We start from the raw sequence: 21,912 nt of genomic DNA on the forward strand, positions 1-21,912 counted from the left end.
CTCCTTTTAATTAGAAGCGCGCAACTTGCCGCAAGAAAATCCGAATATCAAGCCTCGTCACCCCCAGTACCGTGCCACCACCGCTCGATAATTGCCCAAGAGCGAATAGCCGCCCACCAGAATCTTGCCATCCGCCTGTACGGCCAGTGACGTAGCGGTGTCCAGGCTGTAGCCGAGTCGCGTGCGGACCCAGCCCTTGCCCTGGCCAAAGCCCGGATCCAGGCTGCCGTTGGGCAGGTGCCGGGCCAGCAGGAAATCGGCTTCGATGCCGCCGACGATGGCGCCGGCGGTTACCAGTTTGCCGTCGGGCTGAACCAGGGCGGCGGTCCATTGGCTGGGGTTGTGCCCCATCTCCAGCAGGCGGCATTGTTCCTGGTTGTTGTGCGGGTCTGGCCTGCCGTCCGCACGCACTTTCAAGGACAGGCAATGCATGGGGTCGCGGCTGCTGCCGAACGCTTGCAGGTCACCCTGTTCATACTGGACGACCTGGCTGACCATTACGCTGCGGTTCTGGACGTTGATGGACAGGAAACCGTCCTCGCCGAAGCTGTCATCGAGCTTGCCGCTGGGGTCGTAACGGGCGATCAGGCCCTGCTGGGGCGAGTCGATGGCGCCCCCCACGATAATGTGGCCGTCAGCCTGGAGCAGCAAACAGCCGAGCCAGGTGTTCTTCAGCGATCGCCGGACGATGACAAAGCCTCGGCCATTGAACGAAGCGTCCAGCGTGCCGTCCGGCAGGAGTCGGATCAGTACGCCGACATGGTCGGCCAATTGGAAGTGATGATTGGCCAGCAACAGGATCCGGCCATCGGCCTGGACTTGCATGTCGCAGGCTTCAAGACCCGGTATGCCGGGCGGCAGCCAAGGGTCGCGCAAGCCTTGCGAGAGGTTGCCGCAGAGTCGGATAACCTGTCGGCCGGTGTTGCCGAAGCGCTGCACGGCGCGGCCCTGTTGATCGAACAACGCCAGGGCGGGAAGGGTGCGGTCGCGGTTTTCGTAGTGCAGGCCGGACAGGAGGATGTGCCCGTCGGGCAATTCGACGGCTTTGCCGACAGTCGCTTCGCCGCCGTCTTCAAACGCGCCGGTGATGCAGCCGTGGATGCCGAAACTGGGATCGACCGAGCCATCGGCATTGAGTCGCGCCAGCCCGAAGCGGCTGCCATGAGGCGTTTCGATACGGGCGGTCAGCAGAATCCGTCCGGCGTGGTCGACGGTCAAGCCCTTGGTCAGGCTGCACGTGCTGTCGGCAAAATGAACCCAGGCTTTGCCGGCATTGGCAAAGCCTGGGTCCAGTTGTCCGGCACGGGCTTCGGCCCTGGAGACCGCAAACGCGTATTGATCGGGCATGCAATGCCTCTCCTTGCGTATCGACCGGCCCGTGAGGGCGACGACTGCATGAGGGCAACATTCAATCCTTGAACGGGACAGCAGACAACTGTCATGTCCTATACAACGACAGACGATCCGTGCCGGAACAATGACTTTCCGGGCCACTGCAAAGCCTGCAATCAATAACAGGCTTTTCCCGGAGTTTATTCAGGCATGGACCAGGATTGCAGTGTGTAACCTTCCTGACTCAGTTGCGCACGGGCCTGTTTCAACAGATTGGCCAGTTTGGCAGGATCGGTATAGGCACTGCTTGGAATCTTGGTGCGGCCTATATGGGTGTTGGTACGGTCGACGACGGTCAGGTTAAGTTCACCATTACCGTCTTGTGGAGCCCAGGCCACGCACTGGAAAGGACGAAATGCGCGGTCGGCGATCAAAAGAGCTTCGTTGATACGGAGCGGGGCGTTCATGGCAGTTTCTCTTGAGTTTGCCCAATCAAATGATAGGCCGTCGGTTGGGCGTACCGTGCGGCAGGTTACTTGTACTGATGTTCCGAACCCGGGGGCGGGTCACACATTCTTTGAATAAATTTCGATTTTCTTTCAGACCAGGCTCCGGGGCTTTTGTTTGAAAGGTTTTTGAAAGTTTTTTCGGCTTGGCAACTAACGAAACGTTCGCTTATAACCACTTTTCGAGACTTTCGATAATCAATTGATACAAGCGAGCGTCAACTTCTTGCTACTGTTACATGCAGGTTTGCCAAACGCCTGTTTCTAATCATATTTCTTTATTTTGGCGCCAAGGATCAGTCATGATCGAAGCCAGTACGTCGCGTCGTCTGCTCGTGGTTGATCCCTGCGATGATTGCCATCGCCTGTTGCCTGAGCTGCGCAGCATCGGTTGGGAAGTGGACAGTTGCGCCCTTGAACATGCAGCCGATCGCACCTGCGACGTTGGCCTGTTGCGCCTGCAGCCGTTTCATCTTGAGCGCCCCGAAGCGGTCAAGGAACTGATCAGCCGCAGTGGTGCCGAGTGGATCGCGGTGCTCAGCCAGGAAGTGCTGCGCTTGAAGAACGTGGGCGATTTCGTCTGCGAATGGTTCTTCGACTTCCATACCTTGCCGTTCGACGTGTCCCGAGTCCAGGTGACGCTGGGTCGGGCGTTTGGCATGGCGCGCCTGCGCGGGCAGGGCTCGATTCACATCAGCCAGTCCGAACATGAACTGCTCGGTGACAGCAAACCGATGCGGGAACTGCGCAAATTGTTGAGCAAGCTTGCGCCGACCGAGTCGCCGGTCCTGATTCGCGGCGAGAGCGGCACTGGCAAGGAGCTGGTGGCCAGCACCCTGCATCGCCAGTCCCACCGGTGCAACAAACCGTTCATTGCCATTAACTGTGGTGCGATCCCCGAGCACTTGATCCAGTCCGAACTGTTCGGGCACGAGAAGGGCGCTTTCACGGGGGCTCACCAGCGCAAGATCGGGCGGATCGAGGCGGCCAACGGTGGCACGCTTTTCCTCGACGAGGTGGGCGATCTGCCCATGGAATTGCAGGCCAATCTGTTGCGTTTCCTACAGGAAAAACGCATCGAACGGGTCGGTGGCAGCCAGCCGATTGCTGTCGATGTGCGGGTGTTGGCCGCGACCCATGTGGACCTTGAAGCGGCGATCGAGCACAAGCGCTTTCGCGAAGACCTGTACTACCGCTTGAACGTGTTGCAGGTGGTGATGGCGCCGTTGCGTGAGCGTCATGGCGACCTGGCGATGCTGGCCAGCCACTTTTCCCATTCCTACAGTCAGGAAACCGGTCGCCGTCCGCGCAGTTTCAGTGAGGATGCGCTGGTGGCGATGGGCATGCATGATTGGCCCGGCAATGTCCGCGAATTGGCCAACCGTGTACGTCGTGGCCTGGTGTTGGCCGAGGGCCGCCAGATCGAAGCCCGCGACCTCGGCCTGGACGGCTTTCAAGGTGTCGCCGCCCCCATGGGGACCCTGGAAGACTACAAGACCCGCGCCGAGCGCCAGGCGCTGAGCGACGTGCTCAACCGCCACAGCGATAACCTGAGCGTCGCCGCCCGGGTGCTGGGGGTCTCGCGGCCGACGTTCTATCGGTTGTTGCATAAGCATCAAATTCGTTGAACCAAGGGGCCAACCCACTCCCGCACTCACGCCTTGAGCAGCCTTGCTGTGGCGAGGGAGCTTGCTCCCGCTCGGCTGCGCAGCAGTCGCAAAGCCGGATAGTGCGGCCTGTCTGACGCGACGCAGGGGCCTGCTGCGCAGGCCAGCGGGAGCAAGCTCCCTCGCCACAGGGTTCTCGGGTGTTCAACGGGGCTGTGTTTCAACACCAAATCTCTGTGGGAGCAAAGTTTGCTTGCTCCCACATTGGTTTTGCTCCGCCCTTAGAAGTAATACGGGAATTTCAGGCTGAAGCTGAAGTCCGGCGCATCGTCGGTCATGCCGATGGACAGGTTGGGCACGATTGTCAGGTTGTCGCTGGCAGCGATGGTCATGCCGATGTTGAAGTAGCCGGCGTTGGCGTCGCTGGACACCACCGATTCCCAATCGCCGCCGTCCTGTTTGAGCTTGCTTTTCTTCTGGATCAGGTCCGAGACCGAGAACGACATGCTCATCTTCTCATTCAAGGCAAATGCCACGCCGGCGCCAATCTGGAAGCTGTCGCCGATGCGCACCTTGCCCGGGACTTTCTGATTGACGGTGGAGCTGATGTCATCGAACGACTCTTCGAAGTTGTGGGTGTAGGACAGGGTGCCGAACAGCACGGCCGGGTCGAAGGTCTTGACCAGCGAAAGCCCGGGGGTGATCGACCAGACGCCGTTACCGGTGGGCAGGTCTTCAGGCACGAACAGGTTGGTGTTGGCCTGGGATTGGCGCAGCTTGATGCCGAACGGGTCCTTGCCGGTCGGCGCCTTGACCCGCAGCGTGACCACGGCGTCCGGGCTGTCGACCGATTCGTCCATGAACTTGTAAGCGATGCCGAAGTTGACGTCGCCAATGGTCGGGTCACGGGTGACCGTTTCTTCGCTGGTGACGCCGGCAGCGCCATTGTTGGCCCCGCCCGACTGGTACGTGGATTCGCGGTAGATCACTGGCACGTTGAGGTCGAACTGCCAGCGGTTGTCAAAATTGTAGCGACCGGTGAGGTCCAGGGTCCAGGTATCGGCCTTGATCCGGTCCAGGTTGATGTTGCCCAGGAAAATCGAATCCAGGGCCAGGAAACCGTTGAGGATCAGTTGCCGCGTGTCGTAGCGCGAATAGGTCACGCCCGTTTCGAAGCTGAACTTGCCGCCGCCGAAGAAGCCGCTGGCCTCGTCATACAGGTTGGATACGCTTTGGGCGGGCTGGGAGTCATCGGCCAGGGATTGCCCATAGCCGCTGCCACCGGCCGTTGCCGCCGCGCCGCCAGCGACGGTCTGGTTGCCTTTCATGTCGGCAGGGGACTTGACCAGGCGCTTGGGCGCCGGCGTGGCGGGCTGGTCCTCCACTTGGCGAACCCGCTGTTCGAGCACCGCCAAGGCCTTTTGCTGGACCTCGTATCGCTGCTTGAGCTCGAGAAGTTCCTGTTTCAGGGCCTCGATGTCCGCATCGGGTGCCGCTTGCAACACGGCTGCCGGGAACAACGTGCTTAAACACATCACAGCGCGCAACGATACGGATCGATACATGAATATGCCGTCCCTATTTGCCCAATGATCGCGACTCAGCGTAGTTCAATAACCAAGATTGCGGAGGCCTCGCAGTTGGGTCAGGTTACAGTCCAATGCCCCGGCACTGGGGCCGTTGTTGTTCAGCACCACGTTGAGTTGCGTCAGGTTATTCACCAGGTTGCTATTGCCCAGCAGGCGGGTGTTTTGCAGCAAGCCGCCCTGGGCCACCTGCTGCAACGTGCTGCCCTGGTTATGGTTGGCCTGGATTGCCATTTGCACGCCGCTGCCGGTGGCGGTGACCGCGACGCTGCCGGCGGCATTGCTGCCGCTGATGGTCTGGCCCTGGGTCAGCAGCTGGCCTTGGGAGGGCGCCAGCGCGGGTGCCTGGTTGCTCTCCTTCACATTGATGCTGACGTTGTTGTAGGCGGTGTTGCCGTCGCCTGCCGCGCGCACGCTCTGGGTCACGCCCTGGCTGGAGCCCAGGCCGGCGCCACCGGTAATGTTGCCGTTGCCCTGTTCCGGGGTGTGGCCATTGCCGGTCTGCTTGAGGGTGGAAACGTAGAATTGGGGTTTGACCGTGCTGGCCTGGATCTGCATGGAACTCGTGGCGCCGATGACGTCACCGCTGGCGTTGCGCCAGGTACTGCTCATGACAATGCCAAAGCTGATGATCCGGCCTGGCATGATGTAGCGGCCGCGAAGCTCGGCAAGCTCCTGGTCCTGGACCTCGATGGGTTTGAATCCGGCATGGGCGTAGCCCGAGGCAGTCGCGACCAGGCAGGCCAGCGAGAGCCAGTGTGAAGTTTTCATGTCCTGCTCCCGGAGCATCCTGCTCCTTTTGTAGTTATTCGTTGGCAGTGGTCAGCAATTGGAAAGATCGGCGATTAGAAAAAGTCGCTCTGTATGAAGCCAAAATCCATCAGCTCTGCATCCCTGACCGGGTTGAAGCCGTCCAGCTTGTTACGGGCTGTCAACGGTTGTGGAGGGCTGCGCAGGGCATTGGTCTTGTCGTAGCCGGGGCCGACGATCGCAAAGACGATGCCGTTCCAGCCTTTGACGAAGTCATCATGGGCGTAGCGCTTGTGCCCCAGCACCGGGTCGCCGATGTAGACCCACTGCTTGTCGGCGCGCTGCAACACCACGAAGTGCTTGTAGCCGCGGATCTCCATCAGCACGACCACCGGGATCGTCACCGCTTCGAGTTTTTCGGGTGGGATCCGGTAGCCTCGGGCACGCATGCCGATGGTTTCCACGTAGCGCTTCATGTCGAGCATGGAGAACCCTTGGGTGCGGACCAGGTTCTGGTCAGCATTGACCAACATGCCTTTGATGACGTGTTCTTCGTCGACATCCAGCCAATAGGCCTGGCGCAGCACTGTGGCCAGCGCGGCGGCACCGCAACTGAAATCGGTTTTCTGCTCGACGATGTCACTGAACTTGCGTTCGCGCACGCTTTGCACGGGTTTGAAGACCAGCATGCCGCCGGGCAGCGCGGCAACGGGCATCGATGCGGCTTGTGCTGTGCAAGCCATGCAGAGCAGTAGGGAAAGGGCAGTCGTGGCGCGCATGATCGATACACCTGATCTAGAGCCGGGAAAAAGCTCCCTGTGGGCGTGGATCCGTGGGAGCACAGCTTGCTCGCGACAGCGATTTCAAGCCGACAGAGGTGCCGTATGTGACGCCCTCATCGCGAGCAAGCTGTGCTCCCACAGAGTCATTCCCACAGTGGTACTTTTTTACATGCAAGCCTTGCAGCCAGCCGCAATGGACAGCGAGTTGCTTTGCTGGTTGCCCACGCCCGCCGACACGTTGGCGCCGCCGTTGCCGGAGAAACCGTTCATGGAGTTGGTCATGGTGGCGTTGTTGATCACAGGGTTTTTCCAACCGTCGCGGGTCAGCACCTGCTGGGTGTTGCTGCCGGCCAGTTCGAAGGTCCCCACGGCGGAGAACTTGAACTTGTCGTCATCATGACCGCCGCCGTAGCCGCCTTTGTTGTCCCAGCCGCCATGATCGTCTTCGGCGGTACCGGTGCCTTTGGCCTTGAAGGTCCCGGAAGCGCTGTAGGTGCTGGTAAGGGTGTCGGTCTTGTAGGTCCGCACGCCTTTGTTGTCGACCACAAGGCCCGTGGAGGTTTGGTCCGCCGCGGCAGAGGCCTGGGCGACCCGACCGCCGGATACGGCGATGGCCAGGTTGTTTTTCTGTTGGTTGAAGTTGCCGGCGGTCACGTTGATGCCGATGTTGCCGGAGCCGTTGTTGCCCGCGTTGGTGAGCGAGGCGTTGTTTTGCGTCGAGTTGTTCTTGACGTAGTTGTTGTTATTGACCTGGGTTGCGCTGGAGGCCGAAACAGCCGACCCGAAAATGAAGCTTTCGTCTGCCGTGGCCAGGGCGGCGGCGTTGTCCTGCTGGTTGCCGTCGCCGCCTGCGACGTTGGCACCCATGTTGCCGTTGCTGCCGTTGAGCGAGTCCTTGGCTTCGGCAGTGTTTTTGGTGGCCTGGTTGGTCACGACGTTGCCATCGCTGTTCTGTTCATCCAGCACCGTAGCCGTGGCGCCGGCACTGATGGACAGTTGCTGCTCCCAGTTCGGGCCTTTCGGGCCGTGGTGGCCGTGGTCGTTGCCATGGCCGTTGTTATCGTTTCCTCCGGCCTGCGCGGCCATTGTCATGACAGCGGCGAGAGCGAAAACCAATGGTTGGAGTGCCATTGTCGGTTTCATGGTGTTTCTCCTTGCATGTCGTTGGTTAAGTGTTGGTACTTTCTTATTTTTACGACCGGGTCAGTCAGCAACCCGGATGCTCAGGGTGTTTGCCATGCGGTTTCCCACCCCGGCACTCTGGTTCACCTGGATAACCCCACGGCTGCCGGTGAAGGCCTGGTCGCTGGTAACGACCTGGCGACTGCCGGTTGGGGCGCCAGTTGCGCCTGAGTTCGGTAACAACGCCACGTTCTGTTGAGACAAGGCGCTGTCGTCCATGCTCTGCGGATGAGCACTGATGCCCACCCGCAGGACATTGGCCATCTGGTTGTTGGCCCCGGCGGACTGGTTGACGCCCAGCACGCCGTTGCCGTTGGTGAATGACCGGCCACCGATGCGGGCGGTGGCGTTCATCGAAGGGTCGGCGGGTGTATCCAGGCGTTGGTGCACCCCGGTGGTGGCCTGGGCATCGGTGCCGATGGCGATGGCCCGGGTATTGGTCTGCTGGGTCTGGTCGCCCGCAGCCTGGTTGAGGTTGAAGTTGCCGCTGTAATGGCTGCCCGAATCCTGGAGGTTGGCGCTGTTGCTCGCCGTTACGCGGGGATCGGCATGGGCAAAGGACGCGCCGAGCAGGGCAAGTACAAGCCATGCAGGCTTCATGTCACTGACCTCCGGCGAGCCGACCCAATGGGGCCAGGCCGGAGCTCAACGAGCGGTTGATGGTGCCGGAGATCGCACCACCACTGCCGCCTCCATGTCCGGCGCCCATGCCAGGCATGCCGTTGGGGTTGGTCACCACGTTCAGGCCCTGCACGCCGGTATTGGTGTTGATCGTGTTGCGGATCGATGAGCCGCTGGCCACGCTGGCGAACTCGCCATCGCTCAGCTCGCTGCTGGCGCTCGCTTGGGCGATCCGCTCGGACGGGTTGGCGTTGACGGTGGTCGGGTAGGGGTCTTTGCCGCCGTTGCGACCAATAGCGATGGGTTGCACGTCACGGTTAAGCACGATGACGCCGTTGCCTTCGGCCTGCACTGGCAGGCTGAGCGCTGCGTTGGCGGCGCAGCCGATTAACAGCAAATAGCTCAAGCGCCTCTCGAACATCCCCATGGCATCGATTCCTTCTACGGTACGCTGGCCCTATACAGCGTTGCGAAGGGGTAGAGCATGGGTCGTGCCGGATTGTGAAATGCCTTTGAATTCAAAGGATTGGATTTGTGCGTTCGTCCTTGGAGGAGCGGCCTGTTTCAAGGCTGAGACAGGGCGCGTGACGATCGACGTGCCGTCTGTGATCACAGGGCTCTGGATCCAGGGTTTTGGGAGGGTGTTTCAGGGGGGTTACAGTGTTGATGACAACGATATGAAACGGCTTTGGATCCGGGCTTGATGCGACATCGTTGTTTCAGCCGTGGAACACAGCGCCTTGTCCCAGCAGATGGGCGACGGCTGCGAACACTTGCTGCTGGCGTTGCGCCCAATCGCCCTCGATGACCCGCAAAGGTTGCCGATGCCGGATCAACCAAGCCTCGATCGCTTCGAAAAATGCCAGCCGTTCACCCAGCTCCGGTTGGCAACGCAAGCCGTCACCGGTCCATTCGACCTGCTCCGGGCTCAGCAGCAAGTGCAAGTCGTAATGACGGGCCAGCAGGGCCGGTTCCAGCCAGTCCGGACAGTCACCGAACAGGGTCTGGCTCCAGAGGATGTTGCTCAACAGATGCGTGTCCAGGATCAGCAACGAGGGTTGCTCGGCGCGGGCCGCGTCTTCCCAGGCCAACTGCCCGCCAGCGATGTCGGTGATGTCGGCCAGGCAGGTGTCGCGTGGGTTCTGTTCCATGAAGTGGCGCACGTATTCGTCCACCCGCAAGCCACCGAAGTGCTCCTGCAAACGCGTGGCCAGCCAGCTTTTACCGCTGGATTCGGGGCCGGTCAGCACCACCACCTTCATGCGCGCAAAGCCGGATCGGCCTGCCACTGCCGCCAACCTTGCACGGCCAGCAGCGTGAACAGCGCATAGAGCGCGGCGGTCAGGTACAAATCTTTGTAGACGAACAGGCCCACGAAAACGACGTCCACCGCGATCCACAGCGGCCAGCATTGCACGCGTTTCTGCGCCATCCACCATTGGGCCACGAGGCTGAAACCGGTCAGCGCGGCGTCGAGCCAAGGCTGGGCGGCGTCGGTCCAGTGCGCCATGGCCGCGCCCAGCACCAAGCTGCCCACTGCACCTGCGCCCAGGCCGAGCAGCATGGACGGACCATCCAGCCGCGTGACCTGCCGCCCGTCGTGATGCTGCCCGGCCCGGGTCCACTGCCACCAGCCGTAGAGTTGCAAGGCGGCGTAAATCACTTGCAGCAACATGTCCGAGTACAACTTCACTTCGAAGAAGATCCAGCTGTAGAGCGCCACCATGACCAGGCCGATCGGCCAGCACCAGGGGTTCTGCTTGACGGTCAACCAGACAGCGATCACGCCGAGGGCTGCGGCAAACAGTTCAAGCCCGGACATGGTGGGTTCCTTGGGAAATGGAAAAGGGCGGGGATTGTAAACGCTAGGGTGTGGAGAGCTCCAATACCAATGTTGAATGGGGTGCACTATCGCGAGCGGCCTTCCACAGAGCTTATGGTGAACAGCAAAAAAACCTGTGCGAGCAGGCTCGCACAGGGTTGTCGATCGGTCGTCAGACCCGGAACTGTGTAAGCAACCCGTTCAACTGTTCACTCAGCGCCTTGAGTCGGCCGCTCGCCAGGCTCGACTGTTCGGCGGCCATGGCGGTGCTGTGGGACAGGCCGGCGGCCTGGGTGACGTTCTGGTTGATGTCTTCCACCACATGGGCCTGTTGCAGGGTCGCGCTGGCGATGGAGGCGTTGAGGCTGTTGAGATTGCGCAGGGCCTGGCCAATGGCATTGAGGCTGGCGCCCGCGAGGCCGGCCTGCTCGATGGTCAGTTGCGAGGCGCGGCTGCTGTCGCTGATGACTTTCACCGCCGCTTCGGAGTGATTCTGCAGGCGTTCGATCATGGCCTGAATTTCCGCCGTCGACTTCTGCGTGCGCTGGGCCAGCAGCCTCACTTCATCGGCAACCACCGCAAAACCACGGCCTTGCTCGCCGGCACGCGCGGCTTCGATCGCGGCGTTGAGCGCCAACAGGTTGGTCTGTTCGGCGATCGAACGGATCACCTCCAGCACGCTGCCAATCTGGGTGCTTTCGCTCGCCAGGGTGCGAATCACTTCCACCGCCTGGTCAATGGTCTGAGACAGGCGATCGATCTGTTGCAGGCTGCCGTCGATGTTGACCTGGCCTTGCTGGGCCTGGGACTCGGCGTCGCGCATCTCGCTGGCGGCGTGCTCGGCGTTTTTCGCCACGTCCTGCACGCCATAGGTCACTTCGTTGATCGCCGTGGCCACCAGTTCCATTTGCTGCGATTGCTGCTGGCTGCGTTCCTGGGCCTGGGCGGCATCGTTGCCCAACTCGCTGGAGGATTGCCCCAGCGCGCTGGCCGAGACCTGCAACTGGCTGACCACTTGGCGCAACTTGGCGGTAAACGCGTTGAAATGCCGGGCCAATTGGGTCACTTCGTCCTGGCCATGGGTGTCGAGGGTGCGGGTCAGGTCGCTCTCGCCACTGGCAATGTTGGCCATGGCGTTGACCGTCTCCTGCAGGGGGCTGACGATGCTGCGCACGATCAGCGTCAACAGCACGCCCATGAGCAGCGTGATGATCAGGCCAACCACCGAGGCCTTGATCACCTGGGACTGGAATTCGGCCTGGACGTCATCCACATACACCCCCGAGCCGATGACCCAGCCCCAGGGCTCGAACAATTGAACGTAGGAAGTCTTGCCCACCGGCGCGTCGGCGCCCGGCTTCGGCCAGAGGTAGTTGATCATGCCGGCGCCCTTGGCCTTGGCGATGGCGACCATTTCGTTGAACAGCGCATAACCGTTCGGGTCACGAATGGCCGAGAGGTTCTGGCCTTCGAGCTTCGGGTTGGCGGGGTGCATGACCATGACCGGTGTCAGGTCGTTGATCCAGAAGTAGTCGCTCTGGTTGTAGCGCAGCCCACGCACGGCGCTGAGGGCCTGCTTTTGCGCAGCGTCGCGAGTCAGGGTGCCGGCGGTTTCCAGGCCATGGTAATAAGCGAGCACGCCACTGGCGGTCTGCACCACATGCTGGGTTTTCTGCACCTTGGCTTGGTACAGGTCGGTGTGGATCTGGTTGAGCATCAACGCGCCCAGCGTGAACACCATCACGATGGACACGATCAGGATGAGCCAAAGGCGTCGGCTGATCGACACATTGCGCAAGCTATTCATACGCTGTCACTCCGGTTTTTTATTCTTGTCATATCGACGGCCGGCACTGTAGCGCCCGGCGGCTGTCCGTAATTGACCTGAGTCATAACGCGGCAGCGTTATCAGGGCTTGTCTGATAGGATTTCGGCGCCGCAGCGCAAAACCTGAGCCCCGCGCGATGTTTCATTGGTTTTTTTCGACCGGTAGCCGTTATCGTGCAGCCGCTGCGTGCACCTGCCTGACACTTGATTATTGATGAGACCCGTACAAAACAGGGTCCTTTTTGGGGGATGAATGGATTTGTGGAGCGCCTTTTCGGCACTGATTCTTGGCGTGGTAGAAGGCTTGACGGAGTTTCTGCCGATCTCCAGCACGGGACACCAGATCATCGTGGCCGACTTGCTCGACTTTGGCGGCGAGCGCTCGATGGCGTTCAACATCATCATCCAGCTTGGCGCGATCCTCGCGGTGGTCTGGGAGTTTCGCAGCAAGATCTTCGACGTGGTGCTGGGCTTGCCGACCCAGCCCAGCGCGCGCCGGTTCACCGCTAACCTGCTGATCGCCTTCCTGCCCGCCGTGGTATTGGGCGTGTTGTTGGCCGACTGGATCCATCACTACCTGTTCAATCCGATCACGGTGGCCGCAGCACTGGTGGTCGGTGGTTTCGTGATGCTCTGGGCCGAGAAGCGCCAGCACCAGGTGCACGCCGAAACGGTGGACGAGATCTCCTGGAAGGATGCGCTGAAGGTCGGCCTGGCCCAGTGCATTGCGATGATCCCTGGCACCTCCCGTTCGGGCGCGACCATCATTGGCGGCTTGTTGTTCGGCCTGTCGCGCAAGACGGCCACCGAGTTTTCGTTCTTCCTGGCCATGCCGACCATGGTCGGCGCGGCGGTGTACTCGGGCTACAAGTACCGTCAACTGTTCGTCCCGGCGGATTTCCCGGTGTTCGCCATCGGTTTCGTCACCGCGTTCATTTTCGCCATGATTGCCGTCAAGGCCCTGCTGCGCTTCATCGCCAGCCACAGCTACGCCGTGTTCGCTTGGTATCGGATCGCCTTCGGCCTGCTGATCCTGGCCACCTGGCAGTTCGGTTGGGTGGACTGGAGCGCGGCCAAGCCATGAATGAAACGGGCAGTCGCAAACGCGCGGGGCGCAATGGCAACGGAGGCGTGCAGTACCTGCGACTCAAGCTGACGGTATTTGCCCTGGTGTGTGCGCTGCCGTTGTTCGGCGCGTTGCTGTTCGGGCTGCGGTCGGTGTCGTGGGTGCCCTTGCTGGCCTATGGCGCGGTCAGCCTGGTGGCGTTCCTGCTGTATTGGCACGACAAGCGCCAGGCCCGCACCGACGCCTGGCGTACCCCGGAAAACGTGCTGCACGCGGTGGAACTGGCGGGCGGCTGGCCCGGCGCCTTGTTGGCCCAGCAGGTGTTTCGCCACAAGACCCGCAAGGTGTCGTTCCAAGTGGTGTTCTGGATCATCGTACTGCTGCACCAGGTGTTCTGGATCGACCAGTTGTTCCTCGGCGGCGCCTTGTTCTGAACAACGGCTATAGCAACAGGCCAATCTGGGTGCGCTTGGGCAACTTGCTGACCACCAGTTGATGGGAGCGTTGCAGCAAGCCCCGCAGCTCTTCGGCGCCCAGCGGGTAGGGCACTTGCATGATGATCCACTGGGCGCGCGCCAGGTAAGGCGCGGGGTGGATGCCGGGGCGGTCGCAGTGCCCCAGGAACAAGTCCTTGTCGACCTTGAACGCCAACGAGTCGCCCCGCAGGTTTTGCAGGGCGAACATCTTGTTCCCGGCGATGGAAAACACTCGGACGCCGCCCCATTTGTAGTCTTCCCGGGCGCCGGGCAGGCTCAGGCAAAACCGTGCAACGCTTTCTTCACTCATGCTCATAGGGTTCTGTTTCCACACAGATTGAAGCCTTCCACCAGATGGTCGATCCAGGCGCGTACCGCGGGCAGCATGCCCCGGCGATGAGGGTAGACCGCCTGGAGCCAGCCGTCGGGCAGCGACCATTGCGGCAGCAATTCCACCAGGGTGCCGTCGCGCAACGCCTGCTCACAATACATGTTTGGCAACAAGGTAAAACCCAGGCCTTCGAGGACGCAGGCGCGCCGGACGATGAAATCGTCGATGCCCAGCCGTGCCTCCAGCGCCAGCTCGACACTTTCCCCGTTGGCATTGAGCAGGCGCAGGTGCACCAGGCGATCGGCCTCCAGTGCGCCGAGCACCGGCAGCTGCGCGAGGTCTTGCGGCGTTTCGATCCGACGCCCCTGGACGAAGGCCGGGCTGGCCACCATGACCAGCCGGGCCTGGCGCAGGCGTCGCGTGACCAGCAGTGGGTCTTCGGTCCCGAGGTCGCGTACGCGCAAGGCCACGTCGATGCCCTCGCTCACCAGGTCCACCCGGCGGTTGAGCAGCACCATTTCCAACTGCACCTGGGGGTATTTCGCCAGGAACGAGGCGGTCAAGCCCGACAGGATTTCATGGGCCAAACCCACCGGGCTCGACACGCGCAAGCGCCCGCGAGGTTCGCTGGACATGCTCGCCACCGCTTCGTCGGCCATCTCCGCCTCTAGCAGCATCGCCTGGCAATGGCGCAGATAGCGTTCGCCCACGGCTGTCAGTTTCAACTGGCGGGTGGTGCGCTGGAGCAGGCGGGCGTCGAGACGCGCCTCCAGTTCCGCGATGCGCCGGGACAGCCGCGACTTGGGAATGCCCAAGGCCCGACCGGCTGCCGCGAACCCGCCGGCTTCGACGACTTTGGCGAAGTAGTACAGATCGTTGAGGTCTTGCATAGCTGGCTCGATTTGTCCTGTCATTGTCCTATCGATGGAACGAACTATCGCACCGATACGGACTAATCGGCTATTGGTTTCATCGGTAGGATTGTCCTCAATTGATCGCCGGTTGCGATCCTCACTTGGAGAGCCCTTACATGAAACTGTTGCACATCGATTCGAGCATCCTCGGCGACAACTCCGCATCCCGCCAACTGAGCCGCGACGTGGTCGACGCGTGGAAAGCCGCCGAACCTGAAACCGTGGTGACCTATCGCGACCTGGCCGCCGACGCCATTAGCCATTTCTCCGCCCAGACCCTGGTCGCCGCCGGCACCAGCGCCGAATTGCGCGACGCTGCCCTGCAACACGAGGCGCAGCTCAGTGCCGTGACGATGGCCGAGTTCCAGGCAGCCGATGCGGTGGTCATTGCCGCGCCGATGTACAACTTCAGCATTCCGACCCAGCTCAAGGCCTGGATCGACCGCATCGCCGTGGCCGGCCAGACGTTCCGCTACACCGAAGCGGGCCCTGAAGGGCTGTGCCGCGGCAAGAAATTGGTGATCGTTTCCACCGCGGGCGGTTTGCATGCCGGCCAACCGAGCGGCGTGGGCCATGAGCAATACCTGAAACAAATGTTCGGTTTCCTGGGCATCACGGAGATCGAATTCGTCCGCGCCGAAGGCCTGGCCTACGGTGACGATATGCGTGCCAAAGCCATGAGCGACGCCAAGGCGCAGATCGGCGAACAGTTCGCCGCCGCGTAAGGCTTGCGTAAAGACACCAAGCTCTTCGGGGCAACCTTCGCAAAACCCTGTATTCTCGTCGTCATTGGATGGCCGGGATGCAGGGTTTTGCTGCATTCGGCGCCGGGGTTTCTGGCGCAAGTTATGCACGGCCAAGGTGTGCGAGCGACGGGGCCTTCCCGTACGCTGGTGAAGGTGGAAGATACGATGATACGTTTTGGTGCAGCGTCGCTGCTTTGCTTGTTTGCCAGTTTCGGTCCGGTGCAGGCCGCTCCGGGACTGCATCCGCATTGGAGCGCCGGTTTTCATGAACTCAGCTTTCTCGATCCGTTGGATCGGCAGCCGATGCATGCCATCGCGTTCTACCCCTCAACCGATAAAGAGCAGACCAGCCCGTTGGGCGGCTATCAGATCGATGCCGCGCCAGACGCCCAGATCGCCATCGGCCGCTTTCCGATGCTGATGCTGTCCCACGGCAACACCGGTACACCGCTGGCCCTGCATGACTTGGCGACGTCCCTGGCGCGCAAGGGGTTTGTCGTGGTGGCGGTGATTCATCCCGGCGACAACGCCCAGGATCACAGCCGGCTCGGTACCCTCAGCAACCTTTACGGGCGGCCGATCCAGATCTCTGAAGCCATCACCGCGACGCTCAATGACCCGATGCTTTCACCGTTCGTCAATGCCGACCAGGTGGGTGTGATCGGTTATTCCGCAGGTGGCGAGACGGCGCTGATCCTGTCGGGCGCCACGCCGGACCTCAATCGCCTGCGACGTTATTGCCTGGAGCGCCCGGATGACCGGGATGCTTGCAACACCCAGGGCGAGCTGGTGGCTGACCGTGACGATCTGCAACCGGTGGCCGACAGCCGGGTCCGGGCCTTGCTGCTGATGGCGCCGCTGAGCCTGAAATTCGGTCGGCACACCTTGGCCGACGTTCATGTGCCGGTGCTGCTGTACAGCGGCGACGGCGACAAACTGGTGGCTTTTGACAAGAACGCCGCCGCGCTGGCCCGCAAGCTGCCCATCGCTCCGGACTTCAAGACCCTGGTCGGCGCCGGACACTTTGTGTTTTTGGCCCCGTGCACCGAGGAACAGATCGCGGCGATGCCGGCCTTGTGCACCGATGCCGACGGTGTGGACCGCAAGGACATTCACCGCACGATGATCTCCGAGGCCAGCCGCTTTTTCAGCCAGGCCTTGGGCAAGCCGAGTCGGGCGGGTATGCGCACGGCCGATCAATAAGCGGTTTTTTCGCTCCGGCGGCGCAGCAGCAGGGTCAGGCCCAGGCCGGTGATGGACAGGAGCGCGGCGCAGAAGAAAATCGAGGCATAGCCCAGGTTCAACGCCACCGCCCCCATCAGCGGACCGGCAATGGCCAGCGCGAGGTCGAAGAACACCGCGTAGGCGCTCAATCCCGCGCCCCGGCTGGTGTTGGGCACTTGCTTGATGGCCTCCACACCCAGCGCCGGGTACACCAGCGACAACCCGAAGCCCGCCAACCCTGCGCCGACCAGTGCGAAGGCGGTGCTGGGCGCCAGCCAAAGCAACGCCAGCCCCAGGGTCTCGATGCTCATGCAGGCAATGGCGGAGTTGAATCCACCGAAGCGGGCAATGCTGGAAATGAACAGCAACCTCGACAGGATGAAGCACACGCCGAATACCGTCAGGCACCATGCTGCGCCGGTCCAGCCGCGACTGATATAGAACAGCGTGATGAACGTGGTGAGGGTGCCGTAGCCGATCGAGGCCAGGCACAGGCTGGTCCCGTAAGGCGCGATGCGCCCGAAAACCGCCCGGAAGGGCAGGCGTTCACCGCGAACGACGGGCACCGACGGTTTGTTGCGGATCATCAGCAACGCCGCGCCGGCCAACAGGGACAGGGCGACGCCCAGGCTGGCGAAACCGAGCTCGCCGACCATCACTACCCCCAGCGGGGCACCGATGGCGATGGCGCCGTATGACGCGATGCCGTTCCAGGAAATCGAGCGGGCGGTGTGTTCCACGCCAACCTGGCCCATGCACCAACTGATCGTGCCCACGCCAATCAGGCCCTGGGCTGCACCAAGCAGCAGACGACCGCCAATCAGAATCAGCAGGCTCACCAGCGGCAGGCTCTGCAATAACGTGGAGAGCAGCGTCAGTACGCCGCTGAGCACGATCCCCGACAGCCCATAGACGATGGCCCGCTTGGTGCCGACGCTGTCCGACAGCCTTCCGGCCATCGGGCGGCTGAGAAGGGTGGCGAGGTACTGTGAGCCGATGGTCAGCCCGGCCACCACCGCGCTGAAGCCCAGTTGCTCATGGACATAGCCCGGCAGCACGGCAATCGGCAAGCCGATGCAGAGGAAGGCGATGAAGGTATAGAAGACGATGGAAACGATCTGCAGGGTGATCGACAGCGAGCTGGGGGCGGGTGAATGCGTTGACATGGGGCTCGTTCGCGGGCGGCGGCAGGAGAGCCTCATCATGGCGCGCGGCGGGGAGAAAAGGAAGCAGGCTAACTAAATGGCTTGGGAGAGGGGTGTAGGCCCAGGCACCGCAACACCCGTGGCGAGGGAGCTTGCTCCCGTTGGTCTGCGAAGCAGGCCCCTGCATTGTTCCAGGTGAACCGCATGGCTTGGTGTGCGGCTGCTGCGCCCGAGGCGTCGGACCGCCCGAGCGGGAGCAAGCTCCCTCTCCACGGGGACCGGTTACAAAAAAGCCCTGTCACAACGGACAGGGCTTTGCTTGCAGCTTACCGCTCGGGGCCGTTCTTAGAACATCACACCCTGGCTGCGCAGGTAATCGTCGTAGGTGCCGCTGAAGTCAACCACACCGTCGGCGCTCAGCTCGATGATGCGGGTGGCCAGGGACGATACGAACTCACGGTCGTGGCTGACGAAGATCAGCGTGCCCGGGTAGTTCTCCAGCGCCAGGTTCAGCGCTTCGATGGATTCCATGTCCAGGTGGTTGGTCGGTTCGTCCATCACCAGTACGTTAGGCTTTTGCAGGATCAGCTTGCCGAACAGCATGCGACCCTGTTCACCACCGGAGATGACCTTGACCGACTTGAGGATCTCGTCGTTGGAGAACAGCATGCGGCCCAGGGTACCCCGGATCATCTGCTCGCCCTGGGTCCATTGGCCCATCCACTCGAACAGGCTGACATCGTCTTCGAAATCGTGGGCATGGTCCTGGGCGTAGTAGCCCAATTCAGCGCTTTCGGTCCACTTCACCGAGCCGGCGTCCGGGGTCAGCTCGCCCATCAGGGTGCGCAGCAAGGTGGTCTTGCCAATACCGTTGGGGCCGATGATCGCCACGCGCTCGCCGGCTTCGACGGTGAAGCTGAAGTTCTTGAACAGGGTCTTGCCCTCGAAGCCCTTGGACATGCGCTCGACGGTGACCGCCTGGCGATGCAGCTTCTTGGTCTGTTCGAAGCGGATGAACGGGCTCACGCGGCTCGACGGCTTGACCTCGGCCAGCTGGATCTTGTCGATCTGCTTGGCGCGGGAGGTGGCCTGCTTGGCTTTCGAGGCGTTGGCCGAGAAGCGGCTGACGAAGGTCTGCAGCTCGGCGATCTGGGCTTTCTTCTTGGCGTTGTCCGACAGCAGCTGTTCGCGGGACTGGGTGGCGGCGATCATGTACTCATCGTAGTTGCCCGGGAACAGGCGCAGCTCACCGTAGTCCAGGTCGGCCATGTGGGTGCAGACGCTGTTGAGGAAGTGCCGGTCGTGGGAAATGATGATCATGGTGCTGTTACGCGCCGTGAGGATGTTTTCCAGCCAGCGGATGGTGTTGATGTCCAGGTGGTTGGTCGGTTCGTCGAGCAACAGCACTTCCGGATCGGAAAACAGTGCCTGGGCGAGCAACACCCGCAGCTTCCAGCCTGGCGCGACTTCGGTCATCGGGCCGAAGTGCTGTTCCAACGGAATACCCAGGCCCAGCAGCAGTTCGCCAGCGCGGGATTCGGCGGTGTAGCCATCCATTTCGGCGAATTCGGTTTCCAGCTCGGCCACGGCCATGCCGTCTTCTTCGGTCATTTCCGGCAGCGAGTAGATGCGATCACGCTCGGCCTTGACCTTCCACAGCTCCTCGTGGCCCATGATCACGGTGTCGATCACGGTGAATTGTTCGTAGGCGAACTGGTCCTGGCGCAGCTTACCCAGGCGCACGTTCGGTTCGAGCATCACCTGGCCGCCGGACGGCTCGAGGTCGCTGCCAAGGATCTTCATGAAGGTCGACTTGCCGCAACCGTTGGCGCCGATCAGGCCGTAGCGGTTGCCCGCGCCAAACTTGACCGAAACGTTTTCGAACAGCGGCTTGGCGCCGAACTGCATGGTGATGTTAGCTGTAGAGATCAAAGGTTTATCCTGCGGAACATTCAGAGTAGCTAAGGGTGCGGCAGTACCTGTTCAGTACCTTGTTTGCGCTGATGCGGCCCGCGCGAAGGTGTCGCGGTCGCAAGCGCAAGGGTCCTTCCGGCATAAGAGGACAGCTGCATACGGAGCGCCAGGCCCGAGTGCAAGTGCGCCGAAGCCAGGTTTGCGGCATCGGCCAAAAGGGGGGCGCGTAATATTGGCGGCGATTGTACTGATCTGGCCGCATTAACGATAGGGTGTTGCCGGAGCAAGACAGTTTTTCACAACTGAGGCTTAACTTTCGGTTACGAACTGTGGCTAAAATGCCATCTCCCTCGACGCCATCCCCCTTGCCGCTTGATTGGCCGGGGAGGCCGCCTGTTCACCCCACTGTGTGACGGACTCCTTTGAAACTGTTCATCGTCGCGATTTACCTGCTGTCCATCGGCTACGTGCACCTGCGAGGGCGCGTACGGCACAAGCTCGGGCGGCAGTTGAGCGATCACTCGTCCTTTCTCGCGCCGATCAATTGCCTGTTGTACTTGTGTTCGAAATGGCCCAGCCGAGCGTTCCTGAGCCCTGGGGAGTTTCCGGACCTGAGTCCGTTGCAGGCCAATTGGGAGCAGATTCGCGCCGAGGGCCAGCAGTTGTTGCAGGCCGGCGAGATCAAGCGTTCCAACCAATACGACGACGTTGGCTTCAATTCATTCTTCAAGACCGGTTGGAAGCGTTTCTACCTGAAGTGGTATGGCGACAGTCACCCCTCGGCGATGAAACTGTGCCCGCGCACTACCGAGCTTGTGCAGGGCATCGGTTCGATCAAGGCCGCGATGTTCGCCGAATTGCCGCCTGGGTCGAAGCTGGTCCGCCATCGCGACCCGTATGCCGGGTCGTATCGCTATCACCTGGGGCTGGAGACGCCCAACGACCCCGGCTGCTACATCGACGTCGACGGCGAGCGCTACCACTGGCGGGACGGGGAGGCGGTGATGTTTGACGAGACGTTCATCCATTACGCCGAGAACACCACCAACCGTAACCGCATCATTTTGTTCTGCGATGTGGAGCGGCCGATGAAATTTCGCTGGGCCACGGCGTTCAACCGCTGGTTCAGCCGCACCGTGATGGCTGCCGCCGGTGCCCCCAACGATGCCGGCGACAAGACCGGCGGCTTGAACCGGGCATTTTCCAGGCTGTACAAGATCCGCCTGCAAGGCAAGGCACTGAAGAAGCGTAACCGCCCGCTGTACTACTTGCAGAAATGGACGTTTTTTGGCGCTTTGCTGGCGGTCTTTGTCTGGATTTGAAGGCGGGCCGGTGTCTTTATGCCCCAAATTCCGGCGCCTCCAGTTGTTACGCCTTGGCCATGACAGATTCCTTTGTATTGCGCGCCAGGGCTTAGCCCCGGGAGGCCTTCGAGGCTTTTTTAGCCGGAGCGGATTTGCCGTTTTTCGCAGGTTTCGCAGGGGGCTTCGCGGTGGACATTTTTCTTATACAGCGCCGAACCGGCGGCGTAGCGTGTTTTCGATATGCGTGAATACACGAGGTGTGCGAATGAGCAGGTTGATGATCACGTTCCTGGCGCTGCTCCTGAGCGCCGCTGTCCAAGCCGCTGTGCCGAGCGCAGGTCCTGCGCTCCTGGCCCAGAATCTGCCGGGCAACAGCAATCCCTACAACAGCCCGACGCGCCGGGCCAATCCCAATAGCATGCAGGGCACCCAGCCCAACGTGCCGACCCTTCGTAACAATCCGACTGTCCCTGTGCCACGTCCGCCCACCCTGGAGAACGGCGGGATCGGCAACGGTTATCCGCGTGCGGGGCAGCCGTCGGGTTCGCCGCGACCCACCCTCGAGTCGCCTGCGCCGTCGAGGAAGCCCGATGGCAACCGCTAGGATTTGTACGAAAAGTCGCCGAGCGGCCCACCGCCCATGTCACTTGATATCGCCGTTGACTTGTCACCCATGCACCGCTAATTTCCACCCATGACTTTCACCGTACTGCGTAGCCAGCCAAGCATTATTACCGCCATTCCTTATTTGGCGGGTTAGCTGACGGCTGCACCCAA

General features: G+C 61.5%; 22 protein-coding genes. 7 read left to right on the forward strand and 15 right to left on the reverse strand.

Features of this window, described 5'->3' with window-relative positions; translation table 11 throughout:
• Positions 1–57: 57 nt before the first annotated feature.
• Both ACODSJ_RS13825 and ACODSJ_RS13830 read right to left on the reverse strand, forming a co-directional pair.
• A complete protein-coding gene (locus ACODSJ_RS13825; RefSeq protein ID WP_489102258.1) occupies positions 58–1,347 on the reverse strand; it encodes a hypothetical protein in 1,290 nt (429 codons plus the stop codon).
• 185 nt (positions 1,348–1,532) lie between these two features.
• On the reverse strand, positions 1,533–1,799 hold the full coding sequence (locus ACODSJ_RS13830; RefSeq protein WP_489102259.1) for a hypothetical protein: 267 nt from the start codon (positions 1,797–1,799) through the stop codon (positions 1,533–1,535).
• A 341-nt stretch (positions 1,800–2,140) separates the two neighbouring features.
• On the opposite strand from ACODSJ_RS13830, the gene ACODSJ_RS13835 reads away from it, so the two are divergent.
• Positions 2,141–3,466, forward strand: coding sequence for a sigma-54 dependent transcriptional regulator (locus tag ACODSJ_RS13835; RefSeq protein ID WP_489102260.1), 1,326 nt, complete (start codon positions 2,141–2,143; stop codon positions 3,464–3,466).
• A 260-nt stretch (positions 3,467–3,726) separates the two neighbouring features.
• On the opposite strand, the gene fapF is transcribed toward ACODSJ_RS13835, so the two are convergent.
• From fapF to ACODSJ_RS13880, 9 genes are all read right to left on the reverse strand, one after another.
• Positions 3,727–5,010: a fibril amyloid transporter FapF gene (fapF, locus tag ACODSJ_RS13840; RefSeq protein ID WP_489102261.1), complete on the reverse strand. Its 1,284-nt coding sequence runs from the start codon at positions 5,008–5,010 to the stop codon at positions 3,727–3,729.
• 45 nt (positions 5,011–5,055) lie between these two features.
• Positions 5,056–5,802 (reverse strand): fibril amyloid subunit FapE, encoded by a 747-nt coding sequence (fapE, locus tag ACODSJ_RS13845; RefSeq protein ID WP_489102262.1) that lies wholly within the window; start codon positions 5,800–5,802, stop codon positions 5,056–5,058.
• Between the two features lie 74 nt (positions 5,803–5,876).
• Complete coding sequence (locus ACODSJ_RS13850; protein WP_489102263.1) at positions 5,877–6,560, reverse strand: C39 family peptidase; 684 nt, start codon at positions 6,558–6,560, stop codon at positions 5,877–5,879.
• A gap of 168 nt (positions 6,561–6,728) precedes the next feature.
• A complete protein-coding gene (locus tag ACODSJ_RS13855; protein ID WP_489102264.1) occupies positions 6,729–7,706 on the reverse strand; it encodes a heme utilization protein in 978 nt (325 codons plus the stop codon).
• 60 nt (positions 7,707–7,766) lie between these two features.
• Positions 7,767–8,345 (reverse strand): fibril amyloid subunit FapB, encoded by a 579-nt coding sequence (fapB, locus tag ACODSJ_RS13860; RefSeq protein ID WP_489102265.1) that lies wholly within the window; start codon positions 8,343–8,345, stop codon positions 7,767–7,769.
• Position 8,346: 1 nt separating this feature from the next.
• The gene (gene fapA, locus ACODSJ_RS13865) at positions 8,347–8,793 is read right to left on the reverse strand and encodes a fibril amyloid chaperone protein FapA (protein ID WP_489102266.1); all 447 of its coding nucleotides are present in this window, start codon (positions 8,791–8,793) and stop codon (positions 8,347–8,349) included.
• 292 nt (positions 8,794–9,085) lie between these two features.
• Entirely contained in the window at positions 9,086–9,628 is a 543-nt protein-coding gene (locus ACODSJ_RS13870) for an AAA family ATPase (RefSeq protein ID WP_489102318.1), read from the reverse strand.
• Positions 9,625–10,188 carry a nicotinamide riboside transporter PnuC gene (gene pnuC, locus ACODSJ_RS13875; protein WP_489102267.1) on the reverse strand — a complete coding sequence of 188 codons (564 nt, stop codon included), beginning with the start codon at positions 10,186–10,188 and terminating at the stop codon, positions 9,625–9,627. Before pnuC ends, ACODSJ_RS13870 begins: the two co-directional genes overlap by 4 nt.
• Before the next feature lie 172 nt (positions 10,189–10,360).
• A complete protein-coding gene (locus tag ACODSJ_RS13880) occupies positions 10,361–11,995 on the reverse strand; it encodes a methyl-accepting chemotaxis protein (protein ID WP_489102268.1) in 1,635 nt (544 codons plus the stop codon).
• 273 nt (positions 11,996–12,268) lie between these two features.
• On the opposite strand from ACODSJ_RS13880, the gene ACODSJ_RS13885 reads away from it, so the two are divergent.
• Together ACODSJ_RS13885 and ACODSJ_RS13890 are read left to right on the forward strand one after the other, a co-directional pair.
• Positions 12,269–13,099 carry an undecaprenyl-diphosphate phosphatase gene (locus ACODSJ_RS13885; RefSeq protein WP_489102269.1) on the forward strand — a complete coding sequence of 277 codons (831 nt, stop codon included), beginning with the start codon at positions 12,269–12,271 and terminating at the stop codon, positions 13,097–13,099.
• On the forward strand, positions 13,096–13,515 hold the full coding sequence (locus ACODSJ_RS13890) for a DUF1294 domain-containing protein (RefSeq protein WP_489102270.1): 420 nt from the start codon (positions 13,096–13,098) through the stop codon (positions 13,513–13,515). Before ACODSJ_RS13885 ends, ACODSJ_RS13890 begins: the two co-directional genes overlap by 4 nt.
• 7 nt (positions 13,516–13,522) lie before the next feature.
• Here ACODSJ_RS13890 and ACODSJ_RS13895 read toward each other — a convergent pair whose 3' ends face one another.
• Both ACODSJ_RS13895 and ACODSJ_RS13900 read right to left on the reverse strand, forming a co-directional pair.
• Complete coding sequence (locus tag ACODSJ_RS13895; protein ID WP_489102271.1) at positions 13,523–13,873, reverse strand: MmcQ/YjbR family DNA-binding protein; 351 nt, start codon at positions 13,871–13,873, stop codon at positions 13,523–13,525.
• A complete protein-coding gene (locus ACODSJ_RS13900) occupies positions 13,870–14,778 on the reverse strand; it encodes a LysR substrate-binding domain-containing protein (RefSeq protein WP_489102272.1) in 909 nt (302 codons plus the stop codon). The genes ACODSJ_RS13895 and ACODSJ_RS13900 overlap by 4 nt, the downstream gene beginning before the upstream one ends.
• A 140-nt stretch (positions 14,779–14,918) precedes the next feature.
• On the opposite strand from ACODSJ_RS13900, the gene ACODSJ_RS13905 reads away from it, so the two are divergent.
• Both ACODSJ_RS13905 and ACODSJ_RS13910 read left to right on the forward strand, forming a co-directional pair.
• Positions 14,919–15,527 carry an FMN-dependent NADH-azoreductase gene (locus ACODSJ_RS13905; RefSeq protein ID WP_489102273.1) on the forward strand — a complete coding sequence of 203 codons (609 nt, stop codon included), beginning with the start codon at positions 14,919–14,921 and terminating at the stop codon, positions 15,525–15,527.
• A gap of 186 nt (positions 15,528–15,713) precedes the next feature.
• Entirely contained in the window at positions 15,714–16,751 is a 1,038-nt protein-coding gene (locus ACODSJ_RS13910; protein ID WP_489102274.1) for an alpha/beta hydrolase family protein, read from the forward strand.
• Here ACODSJ_RS13910 and ACODSJ_RS13915 read toward each other — a convergent pair.
• On the reverse strand, positions 16,745–17,938 hold the full coding sequence (locus tag ACODSJ_RS13915) for an MFS transporter (protein WP_489102275.1): 1,194 nt from the start codon (positions 17,936–17,938) through the stop codon (positions 16,745–16,747). The genes ACODSJ_RS13910 and ACODSJ_RS13915 overlap by 7 nt on opposite strands.
• Before the next feature lie 324 nt (positions 17,939–18,262).
• The gene (locus ACODSJ_RS13920) at positions 18,263–19,849 is read right to left on the reverse strand and encodes an ABC-F family ATPase (protein ID WP_489102276.1); all 1,587 of its coding nucleotides are present in this window, start codon (positions 19,847–19,849) and stop codon (positions 18,263–18,265) included.
• Between the two features lie 404 nt (positions 19,850–20,253).
• Here ACODSJ_RS13920 and lpxO point away from each other — a divergent pair, with 404 nt between their 5' ends.
• Complete coding sequence (gene lpxO, locus ACODSJ_RS13925) at positions 20,254–21,153, forward strand: lipid A hydroxylase LpxO (protein ID WP_489102277.1); 900 nt, start codon at positions 20,254–20,256, stop codon at positions 21,151–21,153.
• Between the two features lie 247 nt (positions 21,154–21,400).
• Positions 21,401–21,739, forward strand: coding sequence for a hypothetical protein (locus ACODSJ_RS13930; protein WP_489102278.1), 339 nt, complete (start codon positions 21,401–21,403; stop codon positions 21,737–21,739).
• Positions 21,740–21,912: the final 173 nt, after the last annotated feature.

This window comes from Pseudomonas sp. FG6 (genome assembly GCF_057809015.1).

Coding starts and splice junctions, on each gene's coding strand:
- ACODSJ_RS13870 (WP_489102318.1), bottom strand. CDS start 9,628: ATGAAGGTGGTGGTGCTGACCGGCCCCGAATCCAGCGGTAAAAGCTGG.
- ACODSJ_RS13900 (WP_489102272.1), bottom strand. CDS start 14,778: ATGCAAGACCTCAACGATCTGTACTACTTCGCCAAAGTCGTCGAAGCC.
- ACODSJ_RS13880 (WP_489102268.1), bottom strand. CDS start 11,995: ATGAATAGCTTGCGCAATGTGTCGATCAGCCGACGCCTTTGGCTCATC.
- ACODSJ_RS13830 (WP_489102259.1), bottom strand. CDS start 1,799: ATGAACGCCCCGCTCCGTATCAACGAAGCTCTTTTGATCGCCGACCGC.
- ACODSJ_RS13885 (WP_489102269.1), top strand. CDS start 12,269: ATGGATTTGTGGAGCGCCTTTTCGGCACTGATTCTTGGCGTGGTAGAA.
- ACODSJ_RS13915 (WP_489102275.1), bottom strand. CDS start 17,938: ATGTCAACGCATTCACCCGCCCCCAGCTCGCTGTCGATCACCCTGCAG.
- fapF (WP_489102261.1), bottom strand. CDS start 5,010: ATGTATCGATCCGTATCGTTGCGCGCTGTGATGTGTTTAAGCACGTTG.
- fapB (WP_489102265.1), bottom strand. CDS start 8,345: ATGAAGCCTGCATGGCTTGTACTTGCCCTGCTCGGCGCGTCCTTTGCC.
- ACODSJ_RS13930 (WP_489102278.1), top strand. CDS start 21,401: ATGAGCAGGTTGATGATCACGTTCCTGGCGCTGCTCCTGAGCGCCGCT.
- ACODSJ_RS13890 (WP_489102270.1), top strand. CDS start 13,096: ATGAATGAAACGGGCAGTCGCAAACGCGCGGGGCGCAATGGCAACGGA.
- ACODSJ_RS13825 (WP_489102258.1), bottom strand. CDS start 1,347: ATGCCCGATCAATACGCGTTTGCGGTCTCCAGGGCCGAAGCCCGTGCC.
- ACODSJ_RS13905 (WP_489102273.1), top strand. CDS start 14,919: ATGAAACTGTTGCACATCGATTCGAGCATCCTCGGCGACAACTCCGCA.
- ACODSJ_RS13855 (WP_489102264.1), bottom strand. CDS start 7,706: ATGAAACCGACAATGGCACTCCAACCATTGGTTTTCGCTCTCGCCGCT.
- ACODSJ_RS13835 (WP_489102260.1), top strand. CDS start 2,141: ATGATCGAAGCCAGTACGTCGCGTCGTCTGCTCGTGGTTGATCCCTGC.
- ACODSJ_RS13895 (WP_489102271.1), bottom strand. CDS start 13,873: ATGAGCATGAGTGAAGAAAGCGTTGCACGGTTTTGCCTGAGCCTGCCC.
- pnuC (WP_489102267.1), bottom strand. CDS start 10,188: ATGTCCGGGCTTGAACTGTTTGCCGCAGCCCTCGGCGTGATCGCTGTC.
- fapA (WP_489102266.1), bottom strand. CDS start 8,793: ATGGGGATGTTCGAGAGGCGCTTGAGCTATTTGCTGTTAATCGGCTGC.
- fapE (WP_489102262.1), bottom strand. CDS start 5,802: ATGAAAACTTCACACTGGCTCTCGCTGGCCTGCCTGGTCGCGACTGCC.
- ACODSJ_RS13910 (WP_489102274.1), top strand. CDS start 15,714: ATGATACGTTTTGGTGCAGCGTCGCTGCTTTGCTTGTTTGCCAGTTTC.
- ACODSJ_RS13850 (WP_489102263.1), bottom strand. CDS start 6,560: ATGCGCGCCACGACTGCCCTTTCCCTACTGCTCTGCATGGCTTGCACA.